At 43.1% G+C, this 13592-nt stretch carries 5 protein-coding genes; all 5 read left to right on the plus strand.

What is annotated here, in order from left to right; translation table 11 throughout:
* Positions 1 to 182, plus strand: a 182-nt coding sequence (locus tag N482_RS25445) for a hypothetical protein (protein ID WP_231100784.1), incomplete at its 5' end; no start/stop codon positions are given.
* The gene (locus N482_RS03960) at positions 110 to 8524 is read left to right on the plus strand and encodes an Ig-like domain-containing protein (protein ID WP_231100785.1); all 8415 of its coding nucleotides are present in this window, start codon (positions 110 to 112) and stop codon (positions 8522 to 8524) included. The genes N482_RS25445 and N482_RS03960, both read left to right, overlap by 73 nt.
* A 295-nt stretch (positions 8525 to 8819) precedes the next feature.
* Positions 8820 to 10481: an O-antigen ligase family protein gene (locus N482_RS03965; protein WP_063375849.1), complete on the plus strand. Its 1662-nt coding sequence runs from the start codon at positions 8820 to 8822 to the stop codon at positions 10479 to 10481.
* Between the two features lie 93 nt (positions 10482 to 10574).
* Positions 10575 to 10889 carry a hypothetical protein gene (locus tag N482_RS03970; protein WP_063375850.1) on the plus strand — a complete coding sequence of 105 codons (315 nt, stop codon included), beginning with the start codon at positions 10575 to 10577 and terminating at the stop codon, positions 10887 to 10889.
* A gap of 28 nt (positions 10890 to 10917) precedes the next feature.
* Positions 10918 to 13592: collagen-like protein (locus N482_RS03975; RefSeq protein ID WP_196765300.1), on the plus strand; the 2675-nt coding region annotated here is incomplete at its 3' end.

Consider the following 13592-nt stretch of genomic DNA (forward strand, 5'->3'; position numbering starts at 1 on the left):
GATTACGGTGGACACCAAAGCGCCAAGCGGTCACAGCGTATCGTTTGGCGACACCTTATACTCGAATACTGAAAAAGGCACGGCATCCTTTACCTTCAGCAGTGCGCAAGTGGGGGCAACATACAGCTATACCATTTCGAGCAGTAACGGTGGCACCAATGTCACGGGTAATGGCACTGTGACGTCGGCAGGGCAGCAGCTTACCAATTTAGATCTCAGTGCCCTGAATGATGGCACCTTGACCCTGTCAGTGATTTTAACGGATAGCGCAGGTAATGCAGCAACTGCGGTAACGACTAACAGTGAATTAGATACAGCTAGCCCAGCGGTTAATTCGTTCGTGGCTACAGATACCAACCTAAAAGCTGGTGAAACAGCGACCATTAGTATCGTGCTCAGTGAAGGGAGTAATGACTTTGCGGTTGATGATATTAGCGTGACAGGTGGCAGCCTGAGTGATTTTTCAGCAACCTCGAATACGCAATATACTGTACTGTTTACGCCGACTGAGAACTCAGAATCCGCAGCAACACTTGATATAAAAGCAGCGAAGTTTACGGATAGCGCGGGCAACCCGAATACTGCGGCAAATCAATTAACTTTGAATGTGGATACAAAAGCTCCGAGTGGGCAAGCGGTGAGCATAGATCAAACCTTAATCAACCGCGACAATGAATCGGCAATTAGCTTCTCATTAACGGGTTTGGAAGGCACAGGTACGTTTGAGTACAGCATTACGGATGCAAACAACCAGTCGGTGACTGGTAATGGTAATATTTCAGCAGTTTCATCTCAGGTAACTGGGGTAAATATAAGTAACCTGGCTGAAGGTACACTGACACTCTCAGTAATCATTATTGATACTGGTGGAAATCGCAGTGATGCGATTTCGGATACAGTGACTAAAAAGTATAACGTTGCCCCAGTTCTCAGTGGGCAGCCAGCAACGAGTGTTGCCCAAGACCAAGCATATAGCTTTACACCGACTCTGGTCGATTCTGATGATCAAGATACACACACATATAGCATAACCAACCTGCCAAGCTGGGCATCGTTCAATCAGAGTTCGGGGTTATTCTCAGGTACTCCGGCGGATGCGGATGTTGGTCACTATAATGGCATTCAAATATCGGTCAGTGACGGTACTGATTCTGCGTCGTTAGCGAGCTTTAATATTGAAGTCACAAATGTCAATGACGCGCCTAGTGGCACTGCATTTACGTTCACTACAGTTGAAGCCGGTTTACTCACTGTGAGTGCTGCCGCAGGGTTATTAAGTACCGCGACAGATCCAGATCTGGATAATGGTGATAACTTAACAGTTGAGCAAGTTTCGACCCCATCTTATGGGGCGCTAACATTAAATCAAGATGGTAGTTTCTCCTATCAACATGATGGCAGTGAAAACCATAGTGATCAATTTACGTATCGAGTCAAAGATGCGTCTAACGAGACATCTGCGACTTATACAGTAACTCTGACCATCACTGCTGTTGCAGATGCACCTACGGCCAACAATGATATTTTGACCGCTACAGAAGATACAGTAGGCAACATTAATCTATTGGCAAATGATAGCGATCCTGAACAAGATATGGTCGCATCATCTGCTGTAATTGTCGGTCAACCGACGAAGGGTAGCGTTACCATTCTAAATGGCGTAGCTACATATACGCCTAATGATAATGCTGTTGGGGCAGATTCTTTCACTTATACAGTTAAGGATGCACAGCAAAATACGTCTAACACCGCCACTGTCTCAGTGACTATCAACGCTGAAAATGATTTGCCGGTAGCCAAAGAATTTGTGATCAATACGTCAGAGGATACTGATTCAGAAGCATTACAAGTGCGGGCTCAAACGAGCGATGTTGAAGATGGCATTCCAACCGGTGATTTGGCACTTGTGACTCAACCTTCTAAAGGGGCGGTTGAAATAAACCAGCAGCTTGGCACATTTATTTATAAACCGGCAGCCAACCAGAGCGGCAGTGATAGCTTCACCTATACCATCAAAGACAGTCAGGGCGGCGTTTCGGCACCAATGACCGTGTTTGTGAACATTGGTGCCGTGAACGATAAACCCACTGCTGCTGACGACGCGATCATAACAAATGAAGATGTGGGCGTGACGGTAACGATTTTGGTAAACGACAGTGATGTTGAAGATCAAGGGTTTAACGGCGCAAATATCACGCTTGAAAATCAAGGAAATGGCGCTGGTAATTATGCTAAAGCTAAAGTCACAATTGGCGCAGATGGACAACTCAGTATTGCGCCAAAAGCAAATCAAAACGGAGTATTTTCTTTTAGCTATACATTAACGGATAGCGAGGGACTTGTCTCTGACCCAGCGACGGTGACGGTTACTTTAACTCCTGTCAATGACGCGCCTGTGGCTAATGACAACACTGCGACCCTGCAAGAAGAGGGCTCCTTTGAAGTCAACGTGTTAGGGAACGATTCAGATGTAGATGACAATGACAGTTTCAACCTAGCCAGTGTAACAGTCGTTGATAAGCCACAATTTGGTCAGGCTACTGTGAACGCTCAAGGAGCTATTGTATATACGCCAAATGAGCATTATTTTGGTGATGATACTTTTACCTACACGGTGCAAGACTCGTCAGGCGCAACCTCCAACAAAGCGACTGTTACGATGACGGTCACACCGGTAAACGACGCGCCTGTTGCGCAAAACCAAGAGTTGGAACTGAATGAAGATAGTAGTTTATTAGTCACATTATCTGCAATAGATCAAGAGTCAGATACGTTGAGCTACCGCATTGTCTCCACTGTATCAAATGGTACGATTGTCGCTCAGTCTGGCACCAGTTGGCTGTATACACCAACTGAGCACTTTAATGGCAGTGATGCATTTACTTTTGTCGCCAATGATGGAGCGCTAGACTCGCAATCAGGCACCGTCAACTTGTCGGTTAATGCCGTTAACGACAAGCCAACCGTTTCCGGGCAATCGGTCAATGTTGATGAAGAGGCTCCGTTAATAATTACGTTATTAGGGGAAGATTTAGACAACGACAATTTAACTTACTCGATTGTAAGTGAGCCAAGTAACGGTACTTATACCCAAAACGGAAATAATGTTACTTATATCTCTAACGTTGACTTTTTTGGTGCAGATAGTTTTACCTTTAAAGTGAATGATGGGCAGGTTGACTCAGATATTGAAACAGTGAATATTGTTGTTGCTAATGTAAATGATGCTCCTACGATTTCTGGCGTGCCCAATGTGCAAGTGAATGAAGACAGCATCTATAGGTTTGTGCCCGCGTTTGAAGATAGAGACGGTGATACACTGACTTTCAGCATAGCAAACAAACCGAGTTGGGCGACGCTCAACGCTAATACAGGGGAATTAACCGGTGTGCCGACAAACGCTGATGTAGGGCAATTTGAGAACATCGTAATCAGTGTATCTGACGGTACACAATCAGCTTCACTTACGGCCTTCTCTATCACCGTTTCTAACACAAACGATGTGCCGGTCATTTCAGGTACCCCGCCTTCTACTGTCGACGAAGATAGCCTATATTCCTTCACGCCAACAGCATCCGATATAGATGGGGATGGATTAACTTTTAACGTTGTCAATATGCCTAACTGGGCGCAGTTTGACAGTGCTACGGGTAGATTGTTTGGTATTCCCGATAACTCGCATGTTGGAACATATAGTAATATTGAGATTACGGTATCTGATGGCCAGCAAAGTGCGCCACTCAGTGCCTTTAGTATCACCGTTAACAACGTCAACGATGCACCAGCGATAGGCGGTACGCCTGCATCAAGTGTGGACGAAGACAGCAGCTATAGTTTTATACCTTCGTCGACGGATGTAGACGGCGACACCTTGACGTTTAGTATACAGAACCAGCCAACTTGGGCCCTTTTTAATACTTCAACTGGGGCGCTAACAGGCACGCCTAATGACAGCCATGTAGGGGCACACAATGATATTGTCATTTCTACGTCTGACGGACAATCTTCAGTTCAGCTCGACACGTTTAATATCGAGGTAATTAATACCAATGATGTTCCAGTGGGCAGTAATCGCAGCTTTGAGATAAGCGAAGGAGGCAATTTAACACAGGACGCCTCGGCTGGATTACTAAACCCGAATTTCGTATCCGACGATGACTTAGACAGCGGCGACGTATTATCCATGGCTGACTTTAGTCAACCATCATTCGGTACACTCAATGTTAACGATGACGGCAGTTTCTCATACACACATGATAACTCTGAGACCCAAAATGACAGCTTTACCTATCGTATAAAAGACACTTCAGGCTCACTCTCAGAAACTTACACTGCGAGCATCAATATCACGCCAGTTTCTGAAGCCCCCATTGCCGTGAACGACAGTGCGCAAACAAGTGAGGACACAGAGGTAACCATCAACTTACTTGAAAATGACTCAGATCCTGAGGGCGATATGGTGGCATCTTCTGCCGTCATTATTGATGCCCCAAGCTTTGGCTCAGTTTCTGTTAGCAATGGGGTTGCGATTTATTCCCCTAATCAAGATATCAATGGTGATGATACCTTTACGTACATCGTAGCCGATCAAGACTCAAATAACTCGGAGAAAGCGACGGTATCAATCGTAATATCGCCCGTAAATGATGTGCCTGTGGTACAAGCCCTAACCGCTAATATTGAAGAGGACTCAGTCGCTACCGCAATTAATGTAAGGGCTTTTGCAACAGACGTTGAAGATGGTATTCCCACAGGTAATATTGCGGTGAGTAGTCAGCCGCAGCGAGGTAGCGTTGAGGCTGATAGCGAATTGGGCGTGATTAACTATATGCCAAGTGAAAATGAGCAGGGCAGCGATAGCTTCACATATACGATTGCAGATAGTTCAGGCGCTGACTCTGAACCAGCAAAGGTCTTAATTACCATTGGCAAAGTGAATGATGCACCAGTGGCAACAGATGACTCTGTCTTTACCGCAGAAGATACGCAAATTGTTGCTACCGTTTTAGGCAATGACTCAGACGTTGAAGACAGCGGATTCAATGGCGCAAACATTACGCTGCAAAATGGTGGCAACTTTGACTTTGCAACAGTGGCTATTTTGACCGATGGACGTTTACAAATAGACCCACGACAGGATCAAAATGGCTTATTTACATTTACTTATGTATTAACTGATAGTGAGGGATTGAGCTCTTTGCCTGCCACGGTCACGTTAAACGTAGAGCCTGTAAATGATGCCCCCATTGCCAATGATGATATCGCAGCACTAGAAGAAGAAGGTTCATTTGCAGTCAATGTGCTGGGCAACGATGCTGATGTGGATGGAAATAACGAAATAGACAATGAGACGGTATTTGTTGTTTCTAACCCTGAGAAAGGCCAAGTGGTGATAGATTCTTTAGGCCGTATTGTCTATACGGCCAATACGAATGAAGTGGGCAATGATACATTTAGCTACGCTTTCAGAGACACCTCTGGCGCTTTATCCAACACCGCAATGGTGACGATGACAATTGAGAATATAAATGATGCCCCTATCGCGACGGATGATCAGTATTCAGAAGAAACATTTGATGCAGAAACTGGTACTTATAGACTGGCTGTGCTGAGCAATGACACAGATGCTGATGAGGGGGACGCGTTAACGATATTGAGCGCAATGCCTTCAGTGGGCAGTGTTGAGGTGCAAGGGCAATTACTCGTTTACACACCCGAAGATACTTTTAATGGTGTGGTAATAATCGAATATATTGTTAAAGATGCTGCTGGCGCAATTAGCCGAGCAACCGCTGAACTGACAATAAATAGAAACGACAGTGTTGGGGTGCCGCCTACAATTACGACACCATCAGATGTGACAGTTAATGCCAGAGCACTTTACACGAAAGTAGAATTGGGCAACGCTATCGCGACAGACAGCAATGGCAATGTGATTGGCGTGTCGTTGGTGGATAATAATACTCAGTTCTCGCCGGGGCGTCACCTAGCCACATGGCGTGCAACAGATAACAATGGCCTAAGTGCATTTGCTACGCAGAATGTACTTGTTAACCCATTAGTTTCTCTAGAGAAAGATGTACAACTTTCAGAGGGCCAAAGCTTTAGTCTAGGCGTGTATCTCAATGGAGAGTCGCCACAATATCCCGTTCAAGTTCCGTATACGGTTTCGGGTAGCGCGTCTTCTGCAGATCACACACTTTCGGACGGGACAATCCAAATTACCTCTGGTACAGAAGGGGTGATTTCATTTGAAGTATTGGGTGATGGCATTGTTGAGGGAAATGAAACAATAGTCGTGACTCTAGAAGATACATTGAATCGTGGGGCTAAGTTCTCAACTCAAATCACCATTGTAGAAGATAATGTTGCTCCCGAGCTTATATTAGTAGCGACACAAAACAACGAGCAGCGGACGATTGTTACTGCAAGTGATCAGCTGGTTACCGTTCAAGCATCTGCCAGCGACGCAAATGTTGGCGACACCATTTCATTAGAATGGATAGGGTTAGATCCCGCGCTGCAAAACCTGAGCACCGTAGACAACGAGTTTGTATTTTCTCCACAATCTCTTCCCACAGGAGTCTATGGCATTGAGGTTACGGGGTCTGATAATGGACAGCCCAGTTTATCCGCTACTGCACAAATTTATTTGGAAGTGGTGCCTTCACTGGCTGTGTTGACCAATCAAGATACGGATGGGGATTTGATCCCTGATAATGAAGAAGGGCACAGTGATTCAGATAATGATGGTATTCCAGACTTTCAGGATGCAATTTCCGATTGTAATGTTATGCAAGAACAGGTGCTGGAGGCTAATCAATTTTTGATCGAAGGTGAACCTGGTGTCTGTATTCGCAAAGGTGTAACCATCGCGCAAAACAGCACCGGAGGTGTGCAGCTGCTACCTGAAGAATTGGAAGCAGATGAGAGCGTCATAAATATTGGCGGTCTATTTGACTTTATTGCGACGGGCTTACCCCAAGCTGGTGACACATACAGCATTGTAATACCACAACGTAAACCCATACCCATCAATGCGGTATATAGAAAACTGAAAAATGGCCAGTGGCTTAATTTTGCTATCGACGACAACAACAAGATTTATTCATCACTTGGAGAACCTGGCTATTGTGCTCCACCAGGCAGTGACATATGGCAAGAAGGCCTTCAAGAGGGAGATTGGTGCGTCAAGTTACAAATTGTTGATGGTGGACCAAATGATGACGATGGCATTGCAAATGGCAGCATTATAGACCCTGGCGGGGTTGCGGTTGTCAAGACTGATAATTTATTGCCTGTTGCACAAGCTGACGAATTGACCATTGGCGCTGGTCAGTCAATAGTGATTGATGTGTTGGCGAATGATTCAGATGCAGATGATGACCCATTAGTAATCACCAGTGCCAGCGTAGATTTTGGTGCTGTTACGGTAGAAGACAATACACTAACGTATACACCGCCCACCACCTTCGTAGGTATTGCAACAATTCAATATAGTATTACTGATGGTCAAGGTGGAACAGCGAATAGTACGGTAATGATTAACTTGGCGGTGAATACACCGCCTACAGCAAAACTTGATGAAGCATCAACCAACGACAAAGCGAGTATTACATTGGATGTACTCGCTAACGACTTTGACGCTGAAGGTGATGTAATCTCGCTAATTGAAACGTCTGCTCAGCATGGGACTGTGGAAATTAATGCAGATAGCACTATAAATTATGCCGCTAAGCAAGGATTTGAAGGGGTTGACATTATCACTTACACCATAATGGATTCTAAAGGCGGGGTATCGCAAGGGGTGGTCCGTGTCACCGTAACTGCATACAAAGCAGTTAGCATTGAAAATAAATCTTCAGGAAGTTTAGGAGGAACTCTAATCGTGATGCTTTCAGCACTCATTTTACGTAGAAGAAAAGCCTTATTGCCAAGCTTCACATTGGCCTCGATGGCCTGTTTACTGCCTCATTTTGCTTATGCTGAATCATGGACAGTGAAGGGTACAACAGGAGAAGCTCAAGCTCAGGAGCGAATATCAAATAACAGCGGGTTGCAGTTAGGAACAATCGATGATAGCAGCTCATCGTGGTCTGTAAGTGGCTATTATGAGTTACTGCCCAATTGGCACGTTGGTATCGGATATGTTGACCTAGGACAGGGCAGTGTCGACTTTTCTGGTGAAACTCTAACGCCGGATGAAGTACATGAACAGTTGTCTCGTGTATCGCCTGTGTTACCTGAAGGTTTTACGCTGCAAATAAATTACGATGTATTCAACTGGCAAAGTTTTACTGGCGAAGTTTTTCTTGGTGCTTTTGACTGGGAGTATCGCATTGATAGCACCAGAGATGGCCGTTTTTTAAAAAGTTATGAAGCGTCTGAAACAAATGCGTTCATTGGTACAGAGTTGGGCTATCAGTTAAATGATACTTTTGAAGTTGGCGTACAGTATAAACATTTTGATATAAGTGAGAATAATGTGAATGAGCTTTCATTATCACTCAGCCTGAGGTTCTAGAATTATCAGTTTAGCCCGTATGCTTTAACCAATACGGGCTAATTCGCTACCCTTTAAATTCATTTTATTAACTTTTTAGTTGCGTTTGTGTCAATATCCTTTACGCCAGTTACTCCTGTTCATTGATTAAATGATTAATTCCAAATCCATCAGCTCTAGTGGTTTTTTATTTTTGTAGATTGGCAGTTATAGAAAATGAAACTTTTAATATCATTTGTTTTTATATTGATTTTTGAATTTTATAAGTGTATAAAACCTTTGTTTTTATGGGTGTGTAAAAGTATAAAGGGATTTAATGCAATACAATGCTGAGCCTTTAGCATTTAGAGATAACTTATCTTCATATGCTTATTTTCTAAAGATTTTATCAATTTTTCTCTCATGCCTTATTGTTGTTGTGAGTACTGACGCATTTTTTTATCAATACAACACACCGAAGTGGATCGTTTTTGATACTTTTTCTATCGTAATATTATCATTTTTTACTTATTACTCTCGAACCTTGAAGATGAGCGTAATAGGTTTTTTGATTGCTTTTTTAGTATTAAGTATGTCTGTTACTATAGTTTGGGCTCCAAATAAATTTGAGGCTCTACTTTTTGTTTTAAGATTTGTAGTGTTTATTATATCAATATGCGCATTAATCAACCTGCTAACAAGTGAACAAATATTAAACTTGTTATTAGAATGTATCTATTTCTCTTCACTCATTTTTTGTATTGCTGTTATATATCAAAGATATTGGTTGGACACACCATATGGATTTCTTAACTTTTCCCCAATTGGATTTGTAAATTATTTAGGTCAGGTTTTAAATATATGGATCCCTATACTTGTATTAGCAATATACAAAAGCCGACACTCCATTATTAAGATGGTATTAGGTGGCATAAGTTTACTTGTGCTGATAAACCTTTTAGTTGAATCAAATACTAGAGGAACCATTTTGGGGTTACTTGGCGCGGAGCTATTAGTTCTATTGGTATTGCTGGTCAAAAAAAAGCGTCTCCCATTAAAGTACATTACAATCACCGCTGTGTTTGGTGTTGCTGTTGTTACATTTAGCGTTGCTGAAAGTAATGGTTTTAGTAAATTGCAACATCAAATATTGTCAATAAAAGAGCTCAATTCAGGCAGGGAAACAGTCTTTAGAAATACGCTAGACATGATTGTACAAAACCCAGCTGGAGTAGGCGTAAATAATTTTGAATATATTCATCAAAAGTACGCGAAAATGGGCACTTCAGAATCATCACCCTATGTTTCAAACTACAGCATATTACCTTCTCCTTATAACATTATATTAAAGTTTTATAGTGAATCAGGTTTTTTAGGTGGTAGTCTGTTTCTGGTGTTATTCGGTTGGTTTTTTGCTCAGTCTTTAATGAACTTTTTAAAAGGAGCGATTGTAGATGCCTGGATTTTTATGGCTGTCTTCTCATTATTTTTTCACGCAATGTTTAGCTCTGTATTTTTGACGCCAGTAAGTTTGTTTTTCTCATTAATTTTGTTTTCAGTGGTTGTTTCAAGATCTGAGTTAAGTAATGGTGTTTTTTCATTATCAAAAAAATTGGTGACTGGTGTATGTCTTTCTCTTATCTTTTTAACAGGTTTTGTGACTGTTATTAAGTCTACATCTAGTTACTTAACTAAAGCCGGTTATAAATCCGGTGATACACAAAAGGTAGAAAAATCACTTGAAATTAATCCTTATAATTATATTGCTGCAATGAGGCTTGTGGAGTTGTATTTATATAAAGAGGGGGATCAACAAGAAGCCCTAAATAGTGTGGAATATGTACTAAGTATTTATCCATATAATGTAGATATGCTAATTAATGCATCTTCAATCGCTCTTCAATTGGGGTTGAATGATAAGTCTGAATATTACAAAAAAAGGGTATTAGAGATATATCCACATAACGAAAGGGTCAATGGGTTGAATTTGGCCCGCTAAGTGAAGCGATATGCCAAATACGGGCAGTGCTTCTTTTACAGATTAAAGACAGATAAAGTTCACTGATGAACGTGATATTAACAAAGGAAAACAATGAAAATACATACCTACTTAAGCACTACTTTACTCATCGCTTTTAGTATCAGCCTATCTGGTTGTGGAGGGGGCAGTGACGACAAAGTAAATACTGACGTTGACAGAATTCCTGTAACCAAACCAGATCCAAAGCCGACCCCTCCTAACCCAGATAAAAAGGAAGCCATTCACTCGGTCAAAAAGTCAAAATTAGGCGGAAGCCGGTTACAAAAATCGACATCTGGCGCACACGATCTAGCAGCCACAGTTACAGTGATCAATAACAAAGCAAGCTCTGAGAACTTTAGCCTCTCAAATGCCGAAGCAAACTAATTAAAATATAAATATTAAAAGGGAATATATGTTTACTAAAAATGCGATCGCAGCAGTTATCGCTGCCGCCAGTGCTATTTCTATGCCTGCAATTGCGGCTCAGTTGAACCATCAGGGGACGTTAACTAATTCTAATACCCAAGAAGCCGTGAATGAAACGGTCACAATGACCTTCAAGTTGTATTCACAAGGTCAAGTCGTGTGGGAAGAAGTTAGAGATATTGAAGTAGTTGATGGTGCTTACGCTGTGCGTTTGGGCGAAAGTAACGACATTGATGCGACAATTTTTAAGAATAAAGATCTCGAACTAGGTATAACTGTAGGTGACGACTCAGAAATGTCGCCCCGCTTGAGTATAGATACAGTCCCTAGTGCATATCATGCAGATGTGGCTAGCAAAGTAGAGGGGGCTGTAGAAGCAACCGAAGTATCTGTAGGTGGTGGTATCATCATTAATGAAAATGGTGAATGGTTGGGATCTCCAACTGGCTTGAGAGGTGCTGATGGCCGAGATGGTATTGATGGTCAAGATGGTGCTAAGGGTGAGAAAGGTGATCCTGGCCAAGACGGTCAAGACGGTCAAGACGGCCAAGACGGTATTGATGGTCAAGATGGCGCGAAAGGTGATAAGGGAGATCAAGGCAGCCAAGGCGAAAAAGGTGAGGCGGGAGCTCAAGGTGATAAAGGTGATAAAGGCTTGCAGGTACGCGGCGCTTGGAGTGAAGTTGCGGCCTATGTAATCGATGACGTAGTATCATTTGAAGGCAGCATTTATATTGCTACTGGCGAAGTCAGCGCAGCGGCAGAAGGTCAAAGTAACACCACTCCTGTCGTTGCTTCAGATATTTGGACACTATTAGTCGCAAAAGGAAAGCAAGGGCTTGCTGGGGCTGATGGTGTTGACGGTAAAGATGGCACCAATGGTACAGACGGTGTCGATGGTAAAGATGGCACCAATGGTACAGACGGTGTCGATGGTAAAGATGGCATCAATGGCACAGACGGTGTTGATGGTAAAAATGGGCTGGATGGCAAAGACGGTTCTAATGGCAAAGATGGTGTTGACGGAAAACCGGGTCGTGATGGTCTAGACGGTGCTGATGGTAAAGATGGCAAAGAAGGCACTCCAGGACAGCAAGGTGCGAAAGGTGATAAGGGAGACCAAGGTGACAAAGGCGATGCCGGTGAGAAGGGTGAAAAAGGCGATAAAGGTGAGAAAGGCGATAAAGGCGACAAGGGTGACCGTGGCTTAATTATCAAAGGGAACTGGAGCGCGACGGAAGGCTACAATCAAGACGATGTGGTCGTCTTTGAAAATAACGCTTATGTTGCACGCATGACCGTTTCAGCTGTTATAGAAGGCAATGAGCCTAATTTACCGCCTTCAAATACCAATGATAGCTGGTTGTTATTGTTCAACGGTGTTGGTTCAGGCCTTGCCGGTAAAGATGGTTTAGATGGCGCACCAGGCAAGGATGGTCGAGATGGTATTAACGGTTTAGATGGTGCCCCTGGTAAAGATGGTATTAATGGACAAGTTGGTCTAAACGGAAAAGACGGTATTGATGGTCGCGATGGTATTGACGGAAAAGACGGTTTAAACGGTAAAGATGGCCGAGACGGTATCGATGGTTTAAACGGTAAAGATGGTATTGATGGTAAAGACGGTTTAAATGGTAAAGATGGCATCAACGGTAAAGGCGGTGCCAAAGGTGAAAAAGGCGACCGTGGCCTAGTAATCAAAGGAAACTGGGGCTCTGAAGAAGCATACAATATCGATGATGTTGTTGTGCATGAAAACAACGCCTATATTGCAAGAGCAGCCATTGCAGCGGTTGTAGAGGGAGATGAACTTAATTTGCCTCCATCACAAACTAACAACAGCTGGTTACTATTGTTTAATGGTGTTGGCTCGGGTTTAGCCGGAAAAGACGGCCTTGACGGTAAGGATGGAAAAGACGGCACCAATGGTATTGACGGAAAAGACGGCACCAATGGTATTGATGGAAAAGACGGCACCAATGGTATGGACGGAAAAGACGGCACCAATGGTATGGACGGAAAAGACGGCGCCAATGGCATTAACGGTAAAGATGGCGTTGATGGAAAAGATGGCGCTAAAGGCGAACCTGGCGCAAAAGGTGACAAAGGGCTGGAAGTAGTTGGTGTATGGTCTTCAATGCTAGCATACAAAGTTGACGACGTTGTTACCCATGAAGGAAGTGCATATATCGCAAAAGTTGCAATTCCAGCAGCAGTAGAAGGAGAGTCTGTAAATGGTTCGCCAAAAGATACTGCGTCTCAATGGAATATCTTGGTTGCAAAAGGTGAGAGTGGAATTCAGTTTGTATCTGAGGGCTATAATCTAGTTACAGAATTTAAGTCAGGTGATGTCATAACGTATCTTGGCAGCGCATATATAGCAACACAAACCACAGTGGGCGTGCCACCAACAGATCCCCAAGGAAATGTTCAACAGCCGTGGCAAATGTTAGCTAAGGGTGCGAGCTATGATGAATCTAAATTTGTGCTAAAAGCTGACTTGCCTGATTTCACAGTTTATGTGACACAAGCTGACCTGAACACTAACCTAGCTGCAAAAGCCGATAGCATTACTGTTACTGGACTACTAGCTAAAAAAGTTGAGAAAGCGACATTTGACAGTGCATTAGAGCTTAAAGCAGATACGGCAACCGTTAATAC

The organism is Pseudoalteromonas luteoviolacea NCIMB 1942, assembly GCF_001625595.1.
Taxonomy (GTDB): Bacteria; Pseudomonadota; Gammaproteobacteria; order Enterobacterales; family Alteromonadaceae; genus Pseudoalteromonas; species Pseudoalteromonas luteoviolacea_A.